This is a genomic window from Bacillus sp. DX3.1 (assembly GCF_030292155.1).
In the GTDB taxonomy this organism is placed as follows: Bacteria; Bacillota; Bacilli; order Bacillales; family Bacillaceae_G; genus Bacillus_A.
In genome coordinates this window covers 4,041,676-4,066,143 of the sequence record NZ_CP128153.1, presented here as the reverse complement: position 1 = coordinate 4,066,143, position 24,468 = coordinate 4,041,676, and the positions used below count along the sequence as shown (strand labels likewise).

Annotated in this window: 28 protein-coding genes, 1 pseudogene and 2 other annotated features; of the genes and pseudogenes, 19 read left to right on the top strand and 10 right to left on the bottom strand. The window is 36.0% G+C overall.

Features of this window, described 5'->3' with window-relative positions:
• Window positions 1-160: 160 nt before the first annotated feature.
• Window positions 161-916, bottom strand: a complete 756-nt coding sequence (locus tag QRE67_RS20420) for an HAD family hydrolase (RefSeq protein WP_286122031.1) — start codon at window positions 914-916, stop codon at window positions 161-163.
• A 59-nt stretch (window positions 917-975) separates the two neighbouring features.
• On the opposite strand from QRE67_RS20420, the gene QRE67_RS20415 reads away from it, so the two are divergent.
• Both QRE67_RS20415 and QRE67_RS20410 read left to right on the top strand, forming a co-directional pair.
• Complete coding sequence (locus QRE67_RS20415) at window positions 976-1,995, top strand: LacI family DNA-binding transcriptional regulator (protein WP_286122030.1); 1,020 nt, start codon at window positions 976-978, stop codon at window positions 1,993-1,995.
• 4 nt (window positions 1,996-1,999) lie between these two features.
• A complete protein-coding gene (locus tag QRE67_RS20410) occupies window positions 2,000-2,506 on the top strand; it encodes a GNAT family N-acetyltransferase (RefSeq protein WP_286122029.1) in 507 nt (168 codons plus the stop codon).
• An 11-nt stretch (window positions 2,507-2,517) separates the two neighbouring features.
• Here QRE67_RS20410 and QRE67_RS20405 read toward each other — a convergent pair whose 3' ends face one another.
• A complete protein-coding gene (locus QRE67_RS20405; protein ID WP_286122028.1) occupies window positions 2,518-3,192 on the bottom strand; it encodes a CPBP family intramembrane glutamic endopeptidase in 675 nt (224 codons plus the stop codon).
• A gap of 163 nt (window positions 3,193-3,355) precedes the next feature.
• Between QRE67_RS20405 and QRE67_RS20400 the strand changes: the two genes are divergently transcribed.
• Both QRE67_RS20400 and QRE67_RS20395 read left to right on the top strand, forming a co-directional pair.
• The gene (locus tag QRE67_RS20400) at window positions 3,356-3,814 is read left to right on the top strand and encodes a GNAT family N-acetyltransferase (protein WP_286122027.1); all 459 of its coding nucleotides are present in this window, start codon (window positions 3,356-3,358) and stop codon (window positions 3,812-3,814) included.
• Window positions 3,815-4,027: 213 nt separating this feature from the next.
• Window positions 4,028-4,405 (top strand): MaoC family dehydratase, encoded by a 378-nt coding sequence (locus QRE67_RS20395; protein ID WP_286122026.1) that lies wholly within the window; start codon window positions 4,028-4,030, stop codon window positions 4,403-4,405.
• A gap of 151 nt (window positions 4,406-4,556) precedes the next feature.
• Here the strand turns inward: QRE67_RS20395 and QRE67_RS20390 are convergent, their stop codons facing one another.
• Entirely contained in the window at window positions 4,557-5,102 is a 546-nt protein-coding gene (locus QRE67_RS20390) for a helix-turn-helix domain-containing protein (protein ID WP_286122025.1), read from the bottom strand.
• Window positions 5,103-5,259: 157 nt separating this feature from the next.
• Between QRE67_RS20390 and QRE67_RS20385 the strand changes: the two genes are divergently transcribed.
• A complete protein-coding gene (locus QRE67_RS20385) occupies window positions 5,260-5,664 on the top strand; it encodes a DoxX family protein (RefSeq protein WP_286122024.1) in 405 nt (134 codons plus the stop codon).
• Between the two features lie 21 nt (window positions 5,665-5,685).
• Window positions 5,686-6,543, top strand: a complete 858-nt coding sequence (locus tag QRE67_RS20380) for a VOC family protein (protein ID WP_286122023.1) — start codon at window positions 5,686-5,688, stop codon at window positions 6,541-6,543.
• Between the two features lie 17 nt (window positions 6,544-6,560).
• On the opposite strand, the gene QRE67_RS20375 is transcribed toward QRE67_RS20380, so the two are convergent.
• Both QRE67_RS20375 and QRE67_RS20370 read right to left on the bottom strand, forming a co-directional pair.
• Window positions 6,561-6,875: a 4a-hydroxytetrahydrobiopterin dehydratase gene (locus QRE67_RS20375; protein ID WP_286125339.1), complete on the bottom strand. Its 315-nt coding sequence runs from the start codon at window positions 6,873-6,875 to the stop codon at window positions 6,561-6,563.
• Window positions 6,853-8,610 (bottom strand): aromatic amino acid hydroxylase, encoded by a 1,758-nt coding sequence (locus QRE67_RS20370; protein ID WP_286122022.1) that lies wholly within the window; start codon window positions 8,608-8,610, stop codon window positions 6,853-6,855. Before QRE67_RS20370 ends, QRE67_RS20375 begins: the two co-directional genes overlap by 23 nt.
• Window positions 8,611-8,770: 160 nt before the next feature.
• Window positions 8,771-8,997, bottom strand: a binding site (T-box leader).
• A gap of 50 nt (window positions 8,998-9,047) precedes the next feature.
• Window positions 9,048-9,276 (bottom strand) — a binding site (T-box leader).
• 393 nt (window positions 9,277-9,669) lie between these two features.
• Between QRE67_RS20370 and QRE67_RS20365 the strand changes: the two genes are divergently transcribed.
• On the top strand, window positions 9,670-10,905 hold the full coding sequence (locus QRE67_RS20365) for a TolB family protein (protein WP_286122021.1): 1,236 nt from the start codon (window positions 9,670-9,672) through the stop codon (window positions 10,903-10,905).
• A 111-nt stretch (window positions 10,906-11,016) separates the two neighbouring features.
• Here QRE67_RS20365 and QRE67_RS20360 read toward each other — a convergent pair whose 3' ends face one another.
• Window positions 11,017-11,139, bottom strand: coding sequence for a DUF4023 domain-containing protein (locus tag QRE67_RS20360; RefSeq protein ID WP_286122020.1), 123 nt, complete (start codon window positions 11,137-11,139; stop codon window positions 11,017-11,019).
• A 260-nt stretch (window positions 11,140-11,399) separates the two neighbouring features.
• On the opposite strand from QRE67_RS20360, the pseudogene QRE67_RS20355 reads away from it, so the two are divergent.
• Together QRE67_RS20355 and QRE67_RS20350 are read left to right on the top strand one after the other, a co-directional pair.
• Window positions 11,400-11,573: pseudogene (locus QRE67_RS20355) on the top strand (delta-aminolevulinic acid dehydratase); the annotation flags it as partial.
• 262 nt (window positions 11,574-11,835) lie between these two features.
• Entirely contained in the window at window positions 11,836-12,336 is a 501-nt protein-coding gene (locus QRE67_RS20350; protein WP_286122019.1) for a DoxX family protein, read from the top strand.
• A gap of 41 nt (window positions 12,337-12,377) precedes the next feature.
• Here the strand turns inward: QRE67_RS20350 and QRE67_RS20345 are convergent, their stop codons facing one another.
• Window positions 12,378-13,259: an alpha/beta fold hydrolase gene (locus QRE67_RS20345; protein ID WP_286122018.1), complete on the bottom strand. Its 882-nt coding sequence runs from the start codon at window positions 13,257-13,259 to the stop codon at window positions 12,378-12,380.
• Window positions 13,260-13,274: 15 nt separating this feature from the next.
• Entirely contained in the window at window positions 13,275-14,114 is an 840-nt protein-coding gene (locus QRE67_RS20340) for a GNAT family N-acetyltransferase (protein WP_286122017.1), read from the bottom strand.
• Window positions 14,115-14,407: 293 nt separating this feature from the next.
• On the opposite strand from QRE67_RS20340, the gene QRE67_RS20335 reads away from it, so the two are divergent.
• Both QRE67_RS20335 and QRE67_RS20330 read left to right on the top strand, forming a co-directional pair.
• Entirely contained in the window at window positions 14,408-15,793 is a 1,386-nt protein-coding gene (locus tag QRE67_RS20335) for an alkaline phosphatase (RefSeq protein ID WP_286122016.1), read from the top strand.
• Between the two features lie 55 nt (window positions 15,794-15,848).
• Window positions 15,849-16,325 (top strand): hypothetical protein, encoded by a 477-nt coding sequence (locus QRE67_RS20330; RefSeq protein ID WP_286125338.1) that lies wholly within the window; start codon window positions 15,849-15,851, stop codon window positions 16,323-16,325.
• Window positions 16,326-16,359: 34 nt separating this feature from the next.
• Here QRE67_RS20330 and QRE67_RS20325 read toward each other — a convergent pair whose 3' ends face one another.
• Window positions 16,360-17,010: a GTP pyrophosphokinase gene (locus QRE67_RS20325; protein WP_286122015.1), complete on the bottom strand. Its 651-nt coding sequence runs from the start codon at window positions 17,008-17,010 to the stop codon at window positions 16,360-16,362.
• Window positions 17,011-17,317: 307 nt separating this feature from the next.
• Between QRE67_RS20325 and rpmG the strand changes: the two genes are divergently transcribed.
• The 4 genes from rpmG (at window position 17,318) to QRE67_RS20305 (ending at window position 21,051) form a co-directional block, all read left to right on the top strand.
• Entirely contained in the window at window positions 17,318-17,467 is a 150-nt protein-coding gene (gene rpmG, locus QRE67_RS20320) for a 50S ribosomal protein L33 (protein WP_001265617.1), read from the top strand.
• A gap of 92 nt (window positions 17,468-17,559) precedes the next feature.
• Entirely contained in the window at window positions 17,560-19,041 is a 1,482-nt protein-coding gene (locus QRE67_RS20315) for a YcdB/YcdC domain-containing protein (RefSeq protein WP_286122014.1), read from the top strand.
• A gap of 138 nt (window positions 19,042-19,179) precedes the next feature.
• Entirely contained in the window at window positions 19,180-19,893 is a 714-nt protein-coding gene (gene sigK, locus QRE67_RS20310; protein ID WP_286122013.1) for an RNA polymerase sporulation sigma factor SigK, read from the top strand.
• 360 nt (window positions 19,894-20,253) lie between these two features.
• Window positions 20,254-21,051 (top strand): phosphatidylserine decarboxylase, encoded by a 798-nt coding sequence (locus QRE67_RS20305; protein ID WP_286122012.1) that lies wholly within the window; start codon window positions 20,254-20,256, stop codon window positions 21,049-21,051.
• Window positions 21,052-21,237: 186 nt separating this feature from the next.
• Here QRE67_RS20305 and QRE67_RS20300 read toward each other — a convergent pair whose 3' ends face one another.
• Window positions 21,238-21,393: a sporulation histidine kinase inhibitor Sda gene (locus tag QRE67_RS20300; RefSeq protein ID WP_286122011.1), complete on the bottom strand. Its 156-nt coding sequence runs from the start codon at window positions 21,391-21,393 to the stop codon at window positions 21,238-21,240.
• 242 nt (window positions 21,394-21,635) lie between these two features.
• Between QRE67_RS20300 and QRE67_RS20295 the strand changes: the two genes are divergently transcribed.
• From QRE67_RS20295 to yhbY, 4 genes are read left to right on the top strand one after another with little or no spacing between them, the layout of a single operon-like run.
• The gene (locus QRE67_RS20295) at window positions 21,636-22,148 is read left to right on the top strand and encodes a YqeG family HAD IIIA-type phosphatase (RefSeq protein WP_286122010.1); all 513 of its coding nucleotides are present in this window, start codon (window positions 21,636-21,638) and stop codon (window positions 22,146-22,148) included.
• A 3-nt stretch (window positions 22,149-22,151) separates the two neighbouring features.
• A complete protein-coding gene (gene yqeH, locus QRE67_RS20290) occupies window positions 22,152-23,258 on the top strand; it encodes a ribosome biogenesis GTPase YqeH (RefSeq protein WP_286122009.1) in 1,107 nt (368 codons plus the stop codon).
• Between the two features lie 14 nt (window positions 23,259-23,272).
• Window positions 23,273-24,106 carry a shikimate dehydrogenase gene (gene aroE / locus QRE67_RS20285; RefSeq protein ID WP_286122008.1) on the top strand — a complete coding sequence of 278 codons (834 nt, stop codon included), beginning with the start codon at window positions 23,273-23,275 and terminating at the stop codon, window positions 24,104-24,106.
• A gap of 4 nt (window positions 24,107-24,110) precedes the next feature.
• The gene (yhbY, locus tag QRE67_RS20280; RefSeq protein WP_286122007.1) at window positions 24,111-24,401 is read left to right on the top strand and encodes a ribosome assembly RNA-binding protein YhbY; all 291 of its coding nucleotides are present in this window, start codon (window positions 24,111-24,113) and stop codon (window positions 24,399-24,401) included.
• Window positions 24,402-24,468: the final 67 nt, after the last annotated feature.

Below are 24,468 nucleotides of genomic sequence, written 5' to 3'. Positions count from 1 at the left end.
GGTTCGTATGTGCGGTAAACCTTCCACTTGGAAGATTGGAAGGTTTACCGCCCGTTAGAACGGGATAAATACCTAGTATATAATTGAAAATCCTACACCCCCCTCAATTGTAGTTTTCTTTATACTAGTTATGATATGGATGCAGTAGACAGGCTTTTGTTTACTGCTTTTTTTTCGTTGAAATTTGTATATCACTGTAAGCTGTAATAATAAAATCTGCATAAGGTGTTAGTTCCTCTATGGCATGTTCATGATTTGCAATACCTACAGCAATACTTCCGGCCTCTTTGGCCATCTGTACATCTACAACAGTATCCCCAATCATCACTAATTCATTTGGCCTAATATCAAGTTGCTTACACGCTTTTATAATCATTTCTGGATGAGGCTTTCCGTTTTCTACATCTTCTGGAGTCAAGAGAAAATGAAGAGATGGTATGTTAAGTAAATCAATACATTTTTTTGTTCGCACTTTATTGTCTGAGGTGAGGATACCTGTATATATTTCTTCTTTTTGTAAGGAATATATACATTCAGCCGCCCCTTCAATAGGATGAAAAGCTTCTGTAATGCATAACTGTTCATTACTATTCTTAAAAATAGTCGTGGCAAGTTCTTTACAATGATGCCATGGGTATTTTGTAATTTGATAGAAGAGGCTCGCGACAACAATAATTTCATCTTCTTCAGATGCAACTGCTAATAGACCTTTAAAATCAACTTGGTTAGGAGGAACAAATCCAACCGCTTTTTCCCAAAGTAGCTGATGTTCTTCACCAACAATCTGTAAGAATTTCCGTTTTCGTAGTCTATCAATTTCCTGCCAAAATGGAATAGCTTGAAATAATGTACCATCTTTATCAAAGGCAATTGCCATTGTTTCAATAATTTCTCCTGAAATTTGAATTTTCCCCATATTTCATGTCACCTCGTTTATAATGGATGTAAAACTTACCATACACTGTACATTCTGAAATGCATTACAGGTCAAGGAGGAGAGTTGAAATTTCCACAATCGAAGATATCGCCAAATTAGCAGGAGTTTCTAAAGCAACCGTTTCTCGTGTAATTAATCATCATCCGTATGTACGTTCCGAATTAAGGGAAAGAGTGCAGGCGATTATTGATGAAAAGAATTATGTACCTGTGGCAACGGCGAAAGATCTACGTCGTCTGCAAACAAATTTAATTGGTGTAGTTGTACCAAATTTACATCACCCCTTTTTTAGTCAGTTAATTCAAGAGTTAAGTGATATTTTAAAAGTAGATTGTTATGATGTTGTGATCTTGCAATCCAATTATGAAGTTGAGAGAGAAAGAGACTTTTTACAATATATCAGGACGAAGAAGTTAGACGGGCTTATTTTTACTACACTTTCTTTACCAATAAAGGAAATAGAACATGCAATAGATTCAGGAGCAATTGTTATCTGTAATGAACATGTTGAAACAGAGATTGTATCCACTGTGCAATTCGATGAAGAGTTGGCAGGGTATATAGGAACCAAGCACCTTTTAGAAAATGGATATATACGTATAGGTTTTTGTTACGATACATTAAAAAGTAAAGCGCAAAGACAGAGATATCAAGGATATAAACGAGCTTTAAATGAGTACGGTCTACAGATCCAGAAAGAATGGATATTTCCAAATTGCTATGGATTGAAGGACGGAAAGAAGGTAATACAAACCATCCACTCTATACAAAATACTCCAGATGCAATCTTTACAGGCAGTGATGAAATAGCTGCTGGAATTATTATGGAGGCACAAAGATTGAAAATTACTATTCCTCAAGATTTTGGTGTTATAGGATTTGATAATCAAGAACTTTCGATGATTATTAATCCGAATATAACGACAATACATACTTCTATTAAAGGTATGGCCAAGAATTCCATAGTATTATTGCATAAACAATTACAAGGAGAACCTGTACAACGTATACAATTGCCTATTTCAGTTATAGAAAGGAAATCTACGAGAAGGGAGTAGAAATATGTTTCATACAGACCGGTTACAATTTCGTAAATATACAATGGATGATTTAGATTTTTACGCTTCTTTATGGGGAAACGAGAAAGTTATGCGCTACATTGGAACTGGGACCCCTAAAACATATACACAATGCAAAAAAAGTCTTGAAAGCTGGGTCTTTCCTAGTTATAAAAACGGCCTAGGTTTATTTCTCACGATCGAAAAGGATACAGGCACACCGATTGGTCATGCTGGGCTTGTGCGGCAACAAGTAGATGGAAAGGAAGAAATTGAAATAGGATACTGGTTGCTTCCACAATACTGGGGTAATGGTTATGCAAAGGAAGCGGCGACAGCTTTTCGAGATTATGGCTTTCAAGCATTAAGGCTAAATAAGCTTATTTCTCTTATCAATCCAGATCATCCAGCTTCTATTTTTGTTGCTAGAAAAACAGGAATGACTTATGAAAAAACAGCATCGTTTCATGGCATAGATGTTCTTGTATATGCCATTAAAAGAACAGGATAAAACCTACTCTTTTACAGAATTAGTCCACTACATACCATTAATATATTTAGAGCTACATGCCATATAATAGCTGGAATGATACTATTTGATTTCACAACAATTCCACCGTAAAATACGCCAGCTAGAATGAATGCAATACATATCAGCCACGAAAAACCTAAGGAGTAATGCTGTAAGCCAAAGCCAATACTCGTGAGTATAACAGCCCATTTTTCACCAAACTGATTTGAAAAGTAATGCAGTAATATTCCTCTCCAAATACATTCTTCTAACATGCCGTTGACAATAGAAAACAAAAGAGCAAATAACAAAATATGTTGCATATAAGGAAGTCCTTTTTGAAATAGGAACGGTATAAATGTGATGATGTTGATAGAAATCGCGATGATGAGAAACACCGGAATTTTCACTCTATGAGGTCCGCTCCAGATGAATGGCATAGAAAGAGTATTGTTCCAGTGTGGTCGATTCCAATAGAGAGAGTAGGGATACTTACGTAAGAGACCATCTATGAAAATTGGTATAAAAACTAGAAGTAAACAAAGACGTTTAACAATAGTTGTTAGTTCTCTCGAAGAAAATGAAACATAGCTCATCGCAAATAAATAGAGGGAAAATCCAGTTCCGAATAATAGAGTAATCCATACAAATTGATGATAGGTTTTCTTTTTAAGTAGTAGAAGCAATGTAATAATCTATAAACTAAAAAGTAGTACATTATTGGTTTGAACAGTAATCATGAGTAGTGTAAAAGAAAGTAGGAATAGAAATTTGTCCATCTTTTTCTCCTATCAAAAGGTAAAATTTAACTACTGAAGAATATTATATAACAATAAAAGGGGGAATTGGATGTATATTTACCATAACGGTCTTATTATTCGTGAAGGAACAACAGGTGTACCAGCGTATGCAATTAAAAGCTTATTTGAAGATGCAGGCTGGAGCAATCAGCCAATTCCGTCTTGGCAAATCGAAAAATTTACCATTGCGTTTGAAAATTCAACATGGGCTTTTACGATTTGGGATGAGGAAGAAATGATAGCAATGGTTCGAGTCATTTCAGATCGTGTGATGGCTGCAAATATTATGGACTTGGTCGTAAAGTGTGAATATAGGGGAAAAGGTTTAGGGAAAAAGCTTGTTTCTCTTTGTATGCAGAAACTGCCGCATGGAGATTGGTTTGCTCATACATCAGCAAATAACTTTGACTTTTATCGTAGTTGTGGTTTTGAAGTACGAGATCTATCATTAAATGGAACTTGTGCTTATTACGGTTATAGTGAAGCAAGAAAAGAGGGGCATCGATAACTGTAATTGATATGAGAGAGACTATAAAAAGGGGCTGCCAGTGTTGGCAGGTCCTTTTTTGCTCATAGAAAGATGATATTTTTACTGTATAAAAAAGAAGTAGTGAGTTGCGAAAGAGAGAATAACTAGAAAATAAAATGAATCATGATTCATTTTATTTTTTTGGTATGGTATGATTATAAAGAAAATTCAGAAATTAAAGAGGGGGATAACATGAATATAAAAGTAGGGGATACGTTTAAGTATGAAAGAACTTTTACAGAAGAAGAGGTGCTCGAATTTGCTCATCTCACAGGTGATAAAGGAAGACACCATATGGAACATGATGAGCAAGGACGCTTAATGGTGCATGGTTTATTAACTGCAAGTATAGGAACGAAAATTGGTGGGGATTTACATTACATAGCAAGAGAGCTAGGAAGTGAGTTTATTAGGCCGGTTTTTACAGGGGATACAATTACTTGTGAGTTAACCCTTACAAGTGTTGAACAAATGGAGAGATATAAAAAAGTAGCTATACAGTCAGTTTATCGGAATCAAAAGGGGAAAGAGGTATTAGTAGGAACAAGTCATGGAATTATACGTGAGTAATTGTTGAACCTTTTTTTGATATTTTTTCAAAACAAGATTTTTATCCGGCTATTTGCGAGCTGATTAAAGTTTCATTTTATATTGTTTATATATAATATAACTTTTGCGCAAAATAAAAAAAGCATTGCAAACATATTGTTTGCAATGCTTTTTAATATACACGTTTGCGATTTTCTGCATGACTGGAGATGAGTAATAATGCAGGCTCATCGCCGATATTACGTACAATATGTGGCACGCATGCGCTCCAGGAAAAAGAATCTCCTTCTTCAACAATTGCGATATCTTCTCCATGCTGTACTTCTAATTTTCCACGTAAAACAAGATGACATTCTTCACCTTCGTGAGCACCTGGTGTATTTTCTTTTGGAAAACCGACTGGGATTTCTACTAAAGATAAACGAAGGCCACCTTGCTCAGCGACATGTTCAATCCTTTGCTCATCTTTTCCATACACACTGTATTTTCGTTCTTCTTTTTTAATAATTTTCATGCGATCTTTTTGCTCAAGTAACAAATAAGGAAGGGGAACGTTTAAGAAATTAGCAATTGTTTCTAAAGTTGAGATGGATGGGGATGTCTTATTATTTTCGACCTGGCTCATAAAACCTTTAGAAAGTCCTGTTCCTTCACAAATTTGAGCAATTGTTATGCCTCTGCGTTGACGAATTTCACGTATTGCAGAACCGATATTCATACGAATCATGCTCCTTTTTGTAGACAACTATTTGTATCATAGCAAATATTTTTCATTTTTTCTCAAGAAAAATGAATTGACGAATAAAAAAATTTATTGTATGTTTTGTAATGTTAATAAAAGTTTTATATAACAAAACTATAAAGGAGAGACAAAAATGAATCAACATATTGGTAATTTAATTATTCGTATCGTGTTAGGGGTAACATTCTTTATGCACGGTTTAACAAAGTTTCAATCAGGCATTGATAATATTGCAGGATGGTTTACAAGTATCGGTTTACCAGGTGGTCTTGCCTACGGCGTAGCAACAGTAGAATTAGTCGGAGGTCTATTATTAATTGTCGGTTTAGGTGTAAGATATATTGGATTATTATTTGCATTAGTTATGATTGGAGCAATTGTAAAAGTAAAATGGTCAGCAGGTTTACTAGGAGATGGAAAAAATCCTGGATTTGAGTTAGAACTTGCATTATTAGCAATGGGTCTTTACTTATTCGTTGTGAAAGCTGAAGGATTTGTAGATCGTTTCTTAAAAGCAACTGTATTGAAAAAAGACTAATATAAATGAGGGTATAACAATATGAGCTTTCAACTTCATCCCAATACAACACTCGGCGTTGTTCATCTACACGTATCGAATATAAAGAAGTCACTGGCGTTTTACACGGATGTACTACGAATGAAAGTGATCAAAGAAGAGGAAACGATCGTTACGTTTGGTAGTGAAGATAATGAACCGCTTCTTATAATAGAGGAGAAAGAAAATGCTCTTCCAAAACAAAGAGGCCGCACGGGTTTATATCATTATGCAATCTTATTACCAAGCAGACAAGATTTAGCAAACATTCTTCTTCATCTTGTGCAGAAAGTGTATCCGTTACATGGTGGGGCAGATCATTACTTTAGTGAAGCGATTTATTTGTCTGATCCAGATGGAAATGGAATTGAAATTTATCACGATCGTCAAAGAGAAGTGTGGCGTGATGAAAAGGGAGAGTTTCCGTTTGTTAGTAACCCATTAGATGGTGAAGGATTATTACAACAAGGAAGTGCATGGAATGGATTCCCAAGTGGTACAGTAATGGGACATGTTCATTTCCATGTAGCTGATTTAGAAGAAGCAAGACGTTTTTATGTGGATGGTCTTGGATTTGAAGTAACCATACCAGCTCGTAATGGTGCATTATTTGTGTCAGCTGGTGGATATCATCACCATATTGGTTTAAACACGTGGCAGGGTGAAGGTGTACCGCCGCAAATGCCAAGTTCCATTGGTTTGAAATATTTCACAATTGTACTAGCAGATGAAAAACAAAAAGAGCAAGTGTATGAAAGCTTAAAATATATTGGCAAAGTTGCTATGTACAAAGATGGAATATTGCAAGTCGAGGACCCGTTTGGTCACTGTATTCACTTAATTACAAAAGGAGAAGCCTAAATAAAGGCTTCTCTTTTTTATTTTCTTATAATCGCTTTTTCATTTTGTAAAAAGAGTTCATTAAATTGTCTTGCAAGCTCAAAATCAAGTTTTGTTAAGCCTTTTGCATTCCATGATGACAAAGTAATAATAACTGCTTTATACTGGATAAGGATAAATGGGTGGTGATTATGTTCTTCTGATAGTTTGGCGGCTTCAGAGACAAATTCGACACCTTTTAAGTAGTCGGAAAACATATATTTTCTTTCAATCCATTTTTCATCTTTCACTGTCCATTTATCCAACTTCATTAATTCTTCTTGTACTTCTTCATCGGTTAGTCGTTGCATTATTCTTCACATCCTTTATTGGAAGTAAAGAAAGACCGTTGTTAATTAGACGTTTTACAGATTCATTTTCTGTAAAATTTGAGAGCTGTTGTAATAATGCAGCAGATGTTTCATGTCCTTTGTTATGCTCTAAAAGTAATTCTAAAATTTCAAGGCGAAGCAACCATTCTTTTGTATAGAATTTTTTTAGTACCTCTTGAATTGCTACTAATTGTTCTACGTGTGAATCTTGTAACACGCCTTCATTTCGAATGTCGCGAACTGTTTGATACATTCGATCAAGCTCAGTTAATGTAAGTGGTACAGGTATTTCTTCTACCTCTTCATCCACCCCGAAGAATGCGGCTGCATCTGCTGCACCAGGGAATACGGAAGTGATGTTTGAACCAACTGCCATATCAAATGCACCCCATGAAGCATCAAATAATAAACGATCTTTGCAAACAACTGTACAATCTGTAAATGAGATAAGGGCAATCTTCTCATCGTTCTTCACGATGTCTGTTACGGTTCCTTTTACATGAACACCACTTGTAAAGGAAAGTTCAGCACCATTACCAATGATGACACCTAATGATTGCAACTCTTCTTCTGTACAATCCTCTAATGCCACATTACCTTTCAGTAAACCAACTGGTGTACCAAAGCCATCTTGATGTACAGATGTAGAGTGATTCGGTAATTGTTTATTATTTAGGGCTAATGCTGTCGGCGTATTTGTTTTCATATAAATGACTTCACCAGCATCATTTTGAATGGTTTCTGCGAATGTTCCTGTAATTTGCAATCCACTATTCAGCTCAGCTGTTGCGTTGTTTTCAGAACGAATCGCTTTTTCTAATCCTTCTGTACCACCTGTTTTGAAAGCCATTGTTTCAGAGAAGTTTTCAAGTGCCTCTGTTAATTCTTCAAATGAATTGCATACAAATAGCTGAGGTTGCATCTTTGTAACATCATAAGTTGTTTTTGTACAAGCTTCGATTGAAAATGGAACTTTTTCTACAGCTTCTGTTAAGCAATGTTTGCTTTCACCAACGGAGGAAAGAAGACCAGCGCCGTAAATTTTTGGGTTATCTATATCTCCAATTAATCCGTATTCTACTGTCCACCAGAAAAGACGAGAAATTTGTTCTGCTTCTGATAAGCCAGAAACAAGTTTTTGTTTTTCGATTACTTCGTTTTCAGCAGCTGCCACTTCTTCAGGTGTAGAAGTAGGGCTTTCTTTCACAATTGTTAACGTACGTACAGCTTCAAAAGCATCGTGTTCCTCTTTTGTTGAGAATGCTTTCGCTCCGATTTGTCCAAATCGTTTTACATATTTTGCATATGTAGAATCAAGCAAAATCGGCGCATGGCCAGCTGCTTCATGAACGATATCGGGTGCCGGTGTATACTCGATGTTTTCTACTTTACGAATATCTGTTGCAATCGGTAATAAACCATGTCCTTGGAAATCAAAAAATGCTACGCCAGGAATAAGTCCGTCAATCGTTACTGCGCCCCAGCCGCTTGGTGCTAGGCATTCATTCATTTCTTCAACCTTTGGAATTGCATCTATATTAATACCAGATGATTGTAGTCCGTTTACATAGGCTGGATGAGCAACATCTTTTAAAAAGCTATGATTTTGTCTCATAATGTAACGCCACACAGCGTGATTAACTGGTGTATATTGATCGTAATGCTGCGTGGATACAAATTGTTTTAAATGGGATGGAATTTCTGTTTTCTTTGTCATGGATATATCCTCCTTTTTTATCTGTAAAAAATTGTGACGTTTCTTATGGCATATATCACCTCCTTTCATAATTGTAAGCGTTTATAAAATTTTATCACAAGATTCGGAATTATTTAACATTTTTTGCGTGAGAAACAGAAAAAGCCCCTATCGGAAACCCGATAGGGGCGAAAAAATCGCGGTACCACCCTACTTGTAAGCAAGAATTTGCTTACTTCTCAGTTACTGATAACGGAAAAATCCGTCTTTTCCTTCATGCCATGCAGCACTACGAAAAAGAAGCTCCAGAATTGTAATTCGCACTTGTATATGTACTGATTCACACCAACCATCAGCTCTCTGAAACAGGGATATAAGTTACTACTGCGATTCTTTCAACGCGTAATATGAAATTGTTTAAAAGGGGAGGACGCAAAAAAGCCCCTATCGGAAAATCCGATAGGGACGATAAAAATCGCGGTACCACCCTACTTGTAAACAGAAAAATTGTTTACCACTCACTTTAAGATAACGGAAAGATCCGTCTTTCTCTTCATGCATACTTGCACTACGGGAAAGAAGCTCCAGAATTGTAATTCACGCTTGTATATGTACTGATTTGCACCAACCACCAGTTCTCTGAGTCAGGGATATAAGTCGCTACTAGGATTCCTTCAAAGCCGATATATAATTCGTTCAACTAAACTATGTTTTGTATTATAAAACTATTAATTAAAAGTTGTCAACAGTGAAAGTGAAACTTTAATTAGTGGGAGAATTATTATGCGGTAATGATGATGTAGTTTTTTTCACCGAAACACCCCTTACTATCATGTACCAACTGTCTCAAAATGTATCGCTAATTTTCTCGTATTTGTTCTAGCAAAAACAAAATGGATGCTAATTACATCATAAATTCGACAAAATTCCATGTAATCTTCTCGGGATTTAAAATGTTTTAAAAATTTCTTGGGGAATATCGTAAATCAAAATGATATTTTGTTGGATTTTAATGAAATTTGTATATGGTGGATTTAATTCGAGGAATGCTATGAAAAATGAGCAGGGTGGGATTATATAGTGAAAAAAATTATGGCTAGTTGTTGCGTATCTATATTTTTATTTTTTCTTATGATATCAATTGGCGCTGCGGAGAGTAAGCAACTTAAAGTCGCCTTTATTCGTAATCATGACCTTTGGATAAAGATAGGCGGGAAAGAACAACAAATAACAAAAGGGGAATACATAGCAAAACCAAAATGGTCACACGATGGAAAATGGATTGCATATACCAAAGGGGAAGAAAAACAGCGGCTCGAGTTGTACCGAGTGGCTGATGGGAAAAGGATTATTCCATTTCAAGAGGAAGCGACCAATTACCAATGGTCACCGAAAGAAAATACAATTGCATTTGAATTTACCGGCACATTAAACATATTTGATGCCGAAAAAAACAATGCAACCTTTGAAAATGTATCATCAGGTGTCGGAGATTATGCATGGTATCCGGATGGAAAGAAATTTTTGGTATCGTCTAATGCTCATTTACTTCCGACAGGATGGACAGGAGCGCAGCTATATGAAGTACAAGTTGATGCTGAGATGGATCCGCATAAAATGAAGCACCTGTACTCATTGCCGAGCGAACATGATTCTTTTCTAGCTTATGTTGCAAGCGGATTTAAGTGGTCTCAAAATCAGAAATGGATTGCATTTTTAGCGGTTCCAACTGCTTCATGGTCGGCGGATAGTAATACACTTTGTCTTTTGAAAGCAGATGGAAGTCGCTTTGAAATGGTGGATGAAATGCTGCTAAATCAGAAATGGTTTCAATGGGATCCATTGAAAAATGTACTAGCTTACATCGAGGGAAGCGGAAGATTTGCGATAGAAAATAAGCATTTGAAAGTAAAAGAGTTACCTGTTCTTCAGCAAGATACCTTTACTCCAAAAGGGTATGTCGATTGGGATTTCACATGGCATAGTGATGAGCTTATTACACTTTCAAGGGCGAAGGAGATGGAGTGGTCCAACGAACAAGAAAAAAGGTCATTACCTTCTTTATACCAAGTAAATATTCAAACAAATCGACAACGTCAAATTACAACTCCTCCAAAAAAATATGGAGATTACAATCCGCTCTATATAAAACGTGAAAATCAGCTGACATGGATGCGTTCTGATCGTAAACAAGCGGATATGTGGGTTGCGAATGGGGATGGCTCGAAAGCGAAGAAATGGATTGAAAATATAGATGCACCAGTGGGATATTATGAGAAATTTGATTGGGAGGATGTTGTTTCTATACAAGAATAGATAGGAATTATAGTTCTTTATTTTTAGAGATAAAACACTTTTGTACTCAAAAAAACACCTCTTTGTATCCAAGTGGAAACAAGGGGTGTTTTTCTTTACTGCGATGGCACTTTATTTGTGCGTTTTATTTGGTTTCTTTTTACCTGGATTTCCTCTACCTTGATGTTGTCTGTTTTTTTCATCTTTTTCTTGTTTCTCGTGTAATTTGTCTAAAAAATCGTTTGAGTTACTCATTGATGAATCCTCCTCAATTATCTTTTTATCCTTTGTTACTATAACCATTTCAGAGGAAAATCATGAGTTAAAATAAAGCTCGATTCAATATTTATCCCGCATTAACGGGCAGTAATGCCCCCACCTCAAGATTCAGAGAGAAACAAAGAAGTTAGGTGGGGGATCAACTGCCCGTAAAAGCCCGATTGGTGAGGGCTGATAATCAGTGGGGGATGAAGAAAACCCCCACTGATTAAAGTTTCACTTTATCAAAAGAGGGTGGTGCAAAAGTATATATAGGCTCAACAAATTATGTAGATGGAAATGCTGCGCTTATGTTTGCGATACGTTTGTTTTATGGACTGATAAACCATGAAGAACCAATTCAAGATACGTTCCAAGAAGAAAAATTGTTAGATGCTGAAACAGAAACATTTCAATTATATACAAAGTGAAAAAACGTGCTTATTCGAATATAGGGTAAATGCGTTTCATATTGACCACACAAATTTTTTACAAAAACATTAGTGAAAGTCATTTTCAATTGTGATATGATATGTTCAAGTTTTTATGGGATAATGAAAGTAACTATAAAATTATTAGTTTAAAACATTCTGTGTAATTGTCACGAAATATTCATAATTAACGAATGGAAAATTAGTAACTAATGTTATTATAAACCTGTAACTAACTTGATTACAATTTTAGGAGGAATATATGGTTATTCAATTTTTGAGAGAAAACAAAGCAGTTTCGGTTGTATTAGCGGTCTTACGTATTTATCTTGGATATAAGTGGCTGATGGCAGGGATCGGTAAACTAAAAGGAAATGGATTTGACGCGACAGGGTATTTACAAGGAGCTATTGAAAAGTCAAAAGGAGCACAACCAGCAGTGCAATCTTGGTGGGCATCATTTTTACAAGACTTTGCTATTCCAAACGTCGAGTTGTTTAACTTTTTAGTAACATGGGGAGAAATTTTAGTCGGAATAGGTTTAATTGTAGGTTGTTTAACAAAAACAGCTGTCTTTTTTGGCCTTGTAATGAACTTCTCCTATCTGTTTAGTGGGTCTATAGGTGTGAACCCACAAATGGTTATCTTGTCCATGTTTATTCTCGTTGCTGGTATGAACGCAGGAAAACTTGGAATCGATGGCTGGATTGTACCTAAATTATTAGGATCAAAAAGTCAAAAACAACAGAAACAAGCTGCTTAATATATAAAACGGGTATCTCGAAGGTGAGATACCCGTTTTTATTACTTCGTTGTTTGAATCGGATTTTTTTCAAAGAATTCTTTCACATATCCCATAAATTCTTTCGGTTCCTGACGAAATGGAGCGTGATAGCCCTTTTCTATAATATGGAAGGTGCTGTTTTTTAAGAACTGGTGATAGGACTCTCCTTCTTTCCATGAAACACTATCGTCATTTCTACCCCAAATAATTAAGGTTGGAAGTTTGATTTCACTCGCATTAATCTTAAGACGTCTGGGCCACATTTTCATTTGTGCGTAATGCTCTGTATCATCACGCTTAAATTTCACTTTGCTTTCATCATAATCCGTAATAGAGGAAACAGTATGTAAATCATTTGATAACTGTGGTTTAGGTGAGCCTTTTCTATTCGTTAGTGATCCGGCCCCTGTGGCATCCGTTAAAATGAGATGGGTAACTGCATCTGGATATAAGTATGTTAAATTAAGAGAAATTTCTCCTCCCATGGAGTGACCAAGTACTGAAAATGTATCATAGCCTAGTTTTTTCATTAATTTATAATATAAGTTTGCGTGATTGGGAAAAGAATATGGAAAATCCATCGGTTTGGAAGAGCGTCCAAATCCTAAAACATCAACGGAAATAATCGTATGATCTTTTGCTAATTCTGAGTAAACATCACGAAAGCCGTTGGAAGAGCCACCAAATCCATGAAGCATAAGTAAAGGTGGTTTCTTTTCACCAATTTGCTTAAAGTAAATGGTTTGTCCATCTATTTCGACCATTTTTTCATCTGCAGTTAATTTTGTTGCAATTGTATCTTTTATTTGTTTCACTTGTTCTGCTGGTTTTTCTGTTGCACTGCATCCCACTAATAATGTAAGAGTAAGGCAACTCACCATATAATATTTAAGCCGCTTCAAATAGGTGTCCCCTTTCTAACATAACGCTGTATCCATCATAGCAAACAATATATTACGATTTCCAGAAAGGTGACTTCCATTTTTTATCATAAGAGGTGAAAGAAGTGTTTCCTGGAAATTTTCTGTTTGAAGGTGTTCACGAAATGTAAATTGTGAATGCGGAATATCAATACGAATTGTTCCGTTCCAGCTTTTGCAAATCATCTGTAATAACTGTATGGCGTCTTCTTCCTGTTTTGCGATAAGAGGGGTCACGCATAGTGTATCGCCTTTTTGCATACATAATGCGAAAGCTTCTATTCTATTGTTTCTTTCTATTTTGAATGTGAATGTTGCTCTAGCTAGTAATAGCGAATAGAGGTGTGGACGGTGTACGCTTGTTGCCACTTGATCGAGCTTAAGGAGAGAGTCAAGATCATGTTGATGAACTTGTTTCAAATGAGAGGTATTCATAGGTGTATGTGTAACAAGTTTTTCAAAGCGATGGATCGTTGTGATTGTCGTAAAACCATTTGCTTGATATAAAGGTACGCCAACGTCTGTTGCGACGAGCATAATAGGAAGAGAAGCTGGGGCGTGTTGCACACAAACATCTAGTATAGTACGGCCAAGTCCTTGTTTCTGAAAGTTAGGATGAACGATTAACATACCGATGGATGAAAAACCAGACTCAAAAGGAAATACCCCGCCAGCAGCAATTAGCGTTTTATTATGTATACATCCAAATAGCGTTCCTACTGAAAGATACATTTCAAATTGTGTTTTCATAAATGATTCATGCTGTAACCATCCTACGGCTTTGCAAAGAGAAAGTAGATCAGGAATATTAGATTTATTTAGTTGTTGTATCTCCATATAGAATCACCACATTTCTAACTTATTAAAAATATTTTATCATGAAAAAAGTAAATATTCGGCTATTAATAGCTAGAATGTAAAGTCGCTGTTTTTAATTCATCGAAATCCACATCTTTTGACGTATATTTGGTAAAGGGGATCGAATTTGATGCCATAAGACAAAAATATGCAAATTATAACGAAAATTAACATAAATTAACACAATATTTACATATAACTGACTTTTCCTTAATAGTTTTCCTTTAAATTGGGTAGTGGGAACTTAATAATCTATTAGGGGGACGTTAAAAGTGAAAAAGTTCATGAAGAAAGCATGGCCATTTGCGGTTGTTACATCGTTAGCACTTACTTCGGTAGTAACGTGGGGGGTTACACGTTCAGATGTAATTAAGGCGGACGGAAAAGAAGACAATGCAAAAATTAAGAACGTAATCGTATTAATTGGGGATGGCATGGGACCTTCGTATATGACTGCTCATCGTTATATGAAAGACAATCCAAAAACGTTTGAAATGGAAAAAACAGAATTTGATAAGCATCTTGTTGGGACACAACTGACGTACCCAGAAGATGAACACCAAAATATTACGGACTCCGCTTCTGCAGCAACAGCGATGTCAGCGGGTGTGAAAACATACAACGCAGCCATTGCGGTTGATAATGATAAAACGGACGTAAAAACAGTGCTTGAACAAGCGAAAGAGAAAGGAAAGTCAACGGGTTTAGTGGCAACTTCTGAGATTACACATGCAACACCAGCTGCTTTCGGTGCGCATGATATTAGTCGTAAAAATATGGACGCGATTGCAAATGATTACTTTGATGAAAAAATTAATGGAAAGCATAAAGTAGATGTTCTTCTTGGTGGTGGTGAGAAGAACTTTGTAAGAAAAGATCGCAACCTGACAGAAGAATTTAAGAAATCTGGTTATAGCTATGTAACAGATCGTGAGCAATTATTAAATGATAAAAATGATCAAATTCTTGGTTTATTTGCACCAGGCGGTTTAGATAAAATGATTGATCGTACTGAAAAAACACCTTCATTAGAAGAAATGACAAATGTGGCAATCGATCGGTTAAATAAAAATGACAAGGGCTTCTTCTTAATGATTGAAGGTAGCCAAGTTGACTGGGCTGGACATGATAATGATGTCGTTGGTGCTATGAGTGAAATGGAAGACTTTGAAAAAGCATATAAAGCAGCAATTGAATTTGCGAAAAAAGACAAGCATACATTAGTTATTGCTACAGCTGACCATGCTACAGGTGGCTTCTCTCTTGGTGTAGACGGTGAGTATAACTTTGATGTAAATGCACTAAAAGCTGCAAAACGTACACCAGACTTTATGGCAAATGAAATTGCAAAAGGTGTAAATGTAGAAGAAACATTGAAAAAATATATTGATTTACAATTAACAGCGGAAGAAATTAAATCTGTAAATGATATTGCTTCAACAAAAGATGTAACAAAAATTGATAATGCGATTGAAGAAATCTTTAATAAACGTTCATTCACAGGCTGGACAACAGGTGGACATACTGGTGAAGATGTTGGTGTATATGCATTTGGACCAGGTAAATATTTATTCTCTGGTGTTCAAGAAAATACGAACTTAGCAAAACGTGTCTTCGATATTGTTGGTGGCGGTGACCCTAATAAAGGTAGACGCTAATAGTAAAAGAAAGTGAGGCGGTTTGCCTCGCTTTTTCTTTTTGGAGGGATGTATGATGCAACAGTTCATTAAGAAACTAGGTATTTTCGCTGCATTTGGGTTATTACTAGTAGGATGTCAGTCGGAACAAGAAAGTCAAGAGAAGGATATAAAGAACAAAATAGCAGCACACCAAGAAACTAAGCTAAACGTAACAAAAGAAGAAGAACAAATAATTCGAAGTGTCATTGAAACATTTATCCAAACGACAAATGAAAAAAACTTTGAACAACATATGGCATTGTTCTCGACAAAAATTGTAGGTGCTGAAGATTTGCGAACGCAAAAAGAGGCTGCATTTCAGAGAGAAAATGGAAAAATTGAGTTAAACAATGTGCAGGTGAAAAATTTTAAGGAGAATTATGTTGTAGTTGAAACGGACGAAAAAGAAATAAAAAATGGTGAATCTCTTCAGAAAAAGGTACGTTATGCACTAGGAAAAGAAGATGAGCATTGGAAAATAGAAGAGGTTCGTGTGATAGAAAAGAAATAAAGAAAAAAGGTTCTCGTATAAGGAGAACCTTTTTTTAAAATGGTAGTAAAATTTGTTGTGAGCAGGCTTCAATTTCATCGATATCTTGGCGAATTGTTGCCATTTTATTATCAAGCTCTTCCGCTTTTATTGCTGCATCATGAAGTTCACTCTTTAAATAATCGGGAATATTTCCTTCGTATTTGTAATAGAGTTTATGCTCTAAACTTGCCCAAAAGTCCATAGCAAGTGTACGTAATTGAATTTCGGCAAAGACGTCTTTTGTACCTGAATTTAATGCTAATGGGTACTTAATAATCATATGCAGGCTTTTATAACCATTTTGCTTTGGATTTGCAATGTAGTCTTTTACCTCTACAATTTCCATATCCTCACGATTTTCGATTACTTGCTTTAAGTAGTAAATATCTTCTACAAAGCAACACGTAATACGAATACCAATAATATCTTGTAAATGAGTTTGAGCGTTCTTAATCGTTGGTGCTAAATTCTTTCGCTCAAGCTTTTTTATAATACTGTCAGGTTGTTTTAATCTTGTTTTTATATGTTCAAACGGGTTATAGTCTTCTAAAAATTGAGCTTCCCGGTTCATAATTTCGAATTTTGTTTTTAACTCTTCTAGGGCAAATGTATAAGGTAATACAAATGCTTTCCAATAGTTAACGGTTGATTGATTATATTCCATTTATATACACACCTTTTCAGATTTACAAATCAGGTTGTTCTTTATACTAAATACCAAATCATGTAAGCACATGCTGCAAATGATGAGATCATAAAACGATAGCTTGTTTTCATTTTTTCGCCTCCTTTACAAATAGCGTTCATATATCAATAAAGTGAATTGTTAGTAAGGTTACTATGTACACTTCAATATTAATAGATTGATGTGAACTTCGTATGAACTAATTGTTTCGGTTTTTTGTCTTTTTAGAATGATTACTAATAAGTACATCTTGAATTGGAGAGTTATAAAGTAAGGAGATGAAAATATGCGTGTAAATATTACATTAGCCTGTACAGAGTGCGGCGATCGCAATTATATTTCGAAGAAGAATAAACGAAATAATCCGGAACGTATTGAGCTAAAAAAATATTGTCCACGATTAAAGCGAGTAACACTGCATCGTGAAACGAAGTAAGTAAAACAGCTAGATTGTTCTAGCTGTTTTTTGTATTTTTTAATGGTAAAATATGGTATAATTTACAGTGTGAACAGAAGGGAGAGTGTTTAATGAATAAAATAAATGAAGAACGAAAAAAGCAAGTCGCCCATATTATCGAAATTTCGAATGAATATAATCTTGTCGTAGATGATAAAACAGTAAATGAACCCTTTCATTTATTATTTTGGGAACATCAAGATAACAATGAGAAACAAATACATATTTGTTTAAATAGACATACAGGTGAGTTAATTGAGTTAGATATAGATGATGAAGAATTTTTTCAAAACAGTGATGAAGTAATGAGTGCAGAAAAAGCAAAAGAAATAGCTGATTCATTTATAAAGCAATATATTCCGCAGTCATATGAAGCCTATACAGCGGTTTATGTGAAAGAATGGCGTGGAAAGCAAGAGGTCCATTATTCTCAAGAAGTGAATGGTTATTCTTTACCGCATACAGGTTGTAAAGTGCGTATCCATCCATATGGAAGAATTATAAAGTTTCGTAACCATGGAGTGAAAGAAAAGCCAGTGTGGCCAGCGTCAATTGTAGAAAAAGAAATAGTAGTGCAGCAATTGAAAAAGAGACAAGATATGAGACTGGTGTTTGCACACCTACTTCCTGAATTATATGAATATGAGAGTGGAAAAGAAGCAAGCGGATACCGACTGGTTTATGAACCGGTACCATCAATTGCTTTTATTGATGCGTGTACAGGAAAGGACAAACATGATAAGAGCCATTATGAATCAGCTCCTACGATTGCAGTTAGTGCGCCGAAGTATAAGCAAACCCCAGAAACAGATATATATAGTTTACTTGCATTGGAAGAGAGAGGTCTTGTGAAAGTGTCTGAAGAAGATTCCGATACAGAGAAAAAGATGGTGTTTGCTCCTAAAGAATCACTGCAAGGTGAACAGGAAGATAATGAATATTCATTAGATGCTTTTTCTAAAAAGCATTTACTTATATTACGATATGGAAATCCTGTTATGGTCAGAATCGATAAAAAGACAAATGTATTGCTCCACTATTTTAGTCATGGACAAAAAGAGGGAAAAGAAACATTAACGCGAGAACAATGTTTAGAAAAAGCACTTCAGTTTTTAGGACAAGTCATTCCAAATGCTGAACAATATCTTCGTCTTTGGGACAATTATGATGAAGAGGATAGCCTAGGTAGGTTTCACTTTGATTTGTATATAAATGGCATTCAGATTAATAGTGAATTAGTCATGATTCATATAGATGCAGAAACTGGTGATGTTACGATGTATAGCGGTGTGTCTCCAAGTGTGATAGAAGAGCTGCTTGTTTATGAAACTAATGCAAAAATAAGAAAAGAACAAGCGTTAAAAACATATCGAAATGCACTTCGCGTAGAGTTGGAGTGGTTTGATACTGGTGATGATAATCAATCCAAGTATGAGCTAATTTATAAGCAAACGACAACAGAGAGTAGTGAAGCGTATCATATCGATTATTTTATAAGACGGGAAATGCGGTATATTGATGCACATACTGGAGAGATAATTTGGAGTAAATAGGGCGAGTTCGAAAAAATTCTTGTGGTTATGCCACAAGAATTTTTTTATGCATCGCTATTCTTAAATGGGTACAGACACAAACAATCACACGCCCACATACATATAGTAAAGACCATTATTTTTGCGGAGGTGAAGAGTTTGAGTCTGTTCGCCGCAATTGGATACATGATTCGCGAAGTGTTTGTATTTGTTTCCTATGTCAAAAATAATGCATTTCCACAGCCGTTGTCATCAGATGATGAAAAAAAGTATTTAGAACTTATGGGGCAAGGAGATGCACATGCGAGGAATCTTTTAATTGAACACAATTTAAGGCTTGTCGCGCATATTGTTAAAAAATTTGAAAACACAGGCGAAGATTCGGAAGATTTAATTTCTATTGGAACGATTGGGCTGATTAAAGCAATTGAAAGCTATTCTCCAGGGAAAGGGACGAAATTGGCAACATATGCAGCTCGCTGTATTGAAAATGAAATTTTAATGCATCTGCGCGTGTTAAAGAAAACAAAAAAAGACGTATCACTTCATGACCCGATTGGACAGGACAAGGAAGGAAATGAAATATCTTTGATTGATATTTTAAAATCCGAAGCAGAAGATGTAATTGATATGATTCAGCTCAGTATGGAACTCGAAAAGATTAAAGAATATATAGATATTTTAGATGAGCGAGAGAAAGATGTGATTGTAAACCGATTCGGCCTTGGTCTTGATAAGGAAAAAACACAACGGGAAATTGCAAAAGAACTTGGTATTTCAAGAAGTTATGTCTCCCGGATTGAGAAGCGGGCATTGATGAAAATGTTTCATGAATTCGTGCGAGCAGAAAAGGAAAAGAAGGGAAAGTCATAGGAATGATTCGTACGGTTGCGATTGGATCGCAGCCGTTTTTCTTTTTTGAAGAGAATAAAGTGAAACTTGCATGAGTCGTGGGGGGTATTACGGCCCGTTAATGCAAGATAAATAAGAAACTCCTATAAGAAATGTCTGTTCACTGTTGAAAATGATGGGCTCTATCTGTAATATTAAAAGGTGCTAAAGAATTTAAGAAGGCTAATTGGAATTCATTTAGTCTTAAGCGCCCGATTGGCTCAGCTAACCATAGGTGGGGAGAACATCCACTTATGGAAGTTTCACTTTATGATATAGAAAGAAAAGAAGGGGAAACTAAGCTTAATTGTTAGATTAAGGCTTATTAGGAGGTTTCGCGGTTTGCGACGTACGTTATATCGATTCATGATTGAACTTACCAATGGACGTTTTACTTCTTATGTACTGCGTAAATTTGCACAGTCTCGTTTGAGCTCGATTATCATTTCATCCTATGCAAAAGTATTTCAACTTCAGCAAGATGAGATGGAGAAGGATTTAAAAGAGTATCGAACATTGCATGAATTATTTACGCGTAAATTAAAAGAGGGAAAACGATTCATTGATGCAGATGTATCTAGTATTGTAAGTCCTGTTGATGGCGTTTTTGCTGACTATGGACCGATTGAAGAGACGAAAACATTCGACATTAAAGGCAAGCGTTATTCTATTGTGGATATGCTAGGTAATGAGAGCCGAGCAAAGCAATATGCAGGTGGTACATACATGGTTATTTATTTAAGTCCAAGTCATTATCATCGCATTCATAGTCCGCTTTCGGGTACTGTGACAGAGCGCTTTGTACTTGGTAGAAAATCATATCCTGTTAATGAAGCGGGCATGAAGTATGGAAAAGAACCGTTGTCAAAGAATTATCGTTCTGTAACTGAGGTGGATAGTGAAGAAAAACATATGGCTCTTGTAAAAGTAGGCGCTATGTTTGTAAACAGTATTGAGCTTCTTCACGAGAGAAGTACTGTTCAAAAAGGTGAAGAAATGGCATACTTTACATTTGGATCAACAGTTGTTTTACTGTTTGAAAAAGAGATGATTGAAGTAGACTCAACACTAACGAGTGGCCAAGAAGTTCGCGTTGGTGAAAAAATCGCAACTCGATTATCCCGCACTAACGGGCAGTAAAACCTCGACCTCAAGATTGTGAAGAATCAAAGAAGTTAGGTGGGAGATAACTGCCCATAAGTACCCGATTGGTTCAACTAACCATCCGTGGTTGATGAAGAGCTCCCACAGATGGAAGTTTCACTTTATAAAAGAGCCATCTTAGAGATGGCTCTTTTTACAAGTGAAGCAGTAATCTATATGTACTCAAGACGATTTAACAAGCTTGTCCTCTAATGATCGCCGAATAATTTCTTGTTTTATAAGTAAAATGAAGTCGGGATTTAATTTTAGTTCTTTTGCTTTATAATAAGACTCAGTGAGTAATTCCGTAGATAACTGTTCCATATGTTTTGCCTTCAAGGTGAGCCACCTCCTGCGAAAAGGATAGGTTCTTTGTTGCATCTACTGTATCAAAAATCTTTTGTTGTCACAAACAGGTGGTTATCCACACAGCACCGTGGATAAGATGTGTATGAATTGTTAATAAATTCATAATTGACTGATAAATGAGCGTGGAAAATGTGTACAATTTTATCCACAAGTAAGCTATCGAAAAATGTTGTCGAAAAATTTTACGAAACTCCTCAAAGAGGTGAAAGAAATTGAAACTATTTTTACCAAATGAATACGTGAAAAACGTATATCATATTCAACCAGAAGACTTAAAAGAACGCGGGATAAAAGGAATTATTACTGACTTGGATAACACTTTAATTGAATGGAATCGTCCCGATGCAACACCACAGTTAAAACAGTGGTTTTTGAAAATGAAAGAGCAGGGCATTCAAGTGACTGTTGTTTCGAACAATAACGAGCAACGTGTAAAAGACTTTGCAGATCCACTCGGTATTCCTTTTATTCATAGTGCCCGTAAGCCACTTGTTCGTGCTTTTAAACGAGCAATTCAGGAGATGAATTTACAGGCGGATGAGGTTGTTGTAATCGGAGATCAACTGTTAACGGATGTACTTGGCGGCAATCGAGTTGGTTTGTACACGATTTTAGTTGTACCAGTTGCACAAACAGATGGACTAGTCACACGTTTTAATCGGAAAATTGAACGAAGACTTATGAGAAATATGAAGAAAAAAGGTTTAATTCACTGGGAGGAATAAAGTTTGACTGAAACAATTAAATGTATTGGTTGCGGTGTAGAAATTCAAACAGAAAATAAAAATGAAGTAGGCTATGCACCGACTACGTCTTTAGAGAAAGAACAAGTCATTTGTCAGCGTTGTTTTCGCTTAAAGCACTATAATGAAATTCAAGATGTGTCTTTAACAGATGATGACTTCTTACGCATTTTAAATGGTATCGGACAATCGGATGCACTCGTTGTTAAAATTGTAGATATTTTTGATTTTAATGGTAGCTGGTTACCAGGATTACATCGTTTTGTAGGGAATAACAAAGTATTACTTGTCGGAAATAAGGCAGATTTAATTCCAAAATCGGTAAAGTCCGATAAAGTAAGACATTGGATGCGCTATAGTGCAAAACAACTTGGATTGAAACCAGAAGATGTCTTTTTAATTAGTGCAGAAAAAGGATTGGGTATTCGCGAACTTGCTGATGCGATTGAACAGTATCGTGATGGAAAAGATGTGTACGTTGTCGGTTGTACAAATGTTGGGAAATCTACATTTATTAATCGTATGATCAAAGAATTTAGTGAGGAAACAGAAAATGTGATTACAACTTCTCATTTCCCTGGGACAACGCTAGATTTAATTGATATTCCATTAGATGAGACATCTTCTTTATTTGATACACCGGGTATTATTAATCATCATCAAATGGCACATTACGTTGGAAAACAAAGCTTAAAGCTTATTACACCAACGAAAGAAATTAAACCGATGGTGTTCCAATTAAACGAAGAGCAAACATTATTCTTCGGCGGATTAGCAAGGTTTGATTATATAAGTGGTGGTCGCCGTGCATTCACTTGCCACGTATCAAACCGTCTACCAATTCATCGTACGAAGCTTGAAAAAGCAGATGAATTGTATGAAAAACATGCTGGAGAATTATTAAATCCACCAACTCCAGAAGAACTAGAAAACATGCCTGGGCTTGTGAAATACGAATTTAATATTCGTGAGCCGAAAACAGATGTTGTATTTTCTGGATTAGGCTGGGTTACTGTGAACGAGCCAGGAGCGAAAATTGTAGCGCATGTACCAAAAGGAGTTAGTGTTTCATTACGTAAATCTTTAATTTAAACTGGAGAGAGCTTATGAAACAATTATATGGCGTAATTGGAAATCCAATCGGACATTCATTATCACCGTTCATGCATAACGATGCGTTTCAATATTGCGGTATAGATGCTCATTATCACGCGTTTCGCGTAGAAGAGAATGCGTTGGCAGAAGCGGTGAAAGGGTTGAAGGCATTAGGAGTTTCGGGCTTTAATGTAACAACTCCGCATAAAGTTTCTATCATGGAGTACTTGGATAACATTGATCCGTTAGCAGGGCAAATTGGTGCTGTTAATACAGTGCTTCATAAAGACGGAAAATTAATCGGCTATAATACAGATGGAATCGGCTATGTACGTTCATTACAATCTCTTAGTAAAGAGCCCTTGCACCAGAAGCGTATTTTATTACTTGGTGCAGGAGGCGCATGCCGTGCTATCTATTTTTCACTTATAGATGCAGGTGTAAAAGAAATTGATATTGCGAATCGTACAGTGGAAAAGGCAGCCCAGCTTATTGCTGGATGTCAAACGAATATTGGGTCGCATGCTCTTTCTTTAGAGCAAGCAACACAAGAGCAAGTGAATTATGATATTATCATTCATACAACGACGGTAGGTATGCATCCACATGTCAAAAATACCCCTCTGCAAATTGGTTCTCTCAAACAAGGAGCAATTGTTTCGGATATCATTTATAATCCGTTAGAGACAAAGTTACTGCAAGATGCTAGAGCGCAGGGGGCAATTGTACAAAATGGAATTGATATGTTTGTTTATCAAGGAGCACTGGCGTTTGAAATGTGGACAGGACGCTTACCAGACGTTGAACGAATGAAACAACTAGTAAAGAAAAAGCTTGGAGGCTAAATATATGTTAACAGGAAAACAAAAACGATTTTTACGTGCGAAGGCACATCACTTAACACCGATTTTTCAAGTAGGAAAAGGCGGCGTAAATGAAAATATGGTAAAACAAATTGGAGAAGCATTAGAAGTTCGTGAGCTATTCAAAGTGAGTGTACTACAAAACTGTGAATTTGATCGTCATGAAGTTGCAGAAGAACTTGCGCAAGGGGCAAGAGCAGAAATTGTACAAGTAATTGGAGGCACAATTGTTTTATACAAAGAGTCAAGAGAAAACAAACAAATCAAACTTCCATAAAGGGAAAGTTTTCCGGATTGAATGTGTATAAATCGTTTCCACAATCCATGTCCGTTACGTGCGGGAT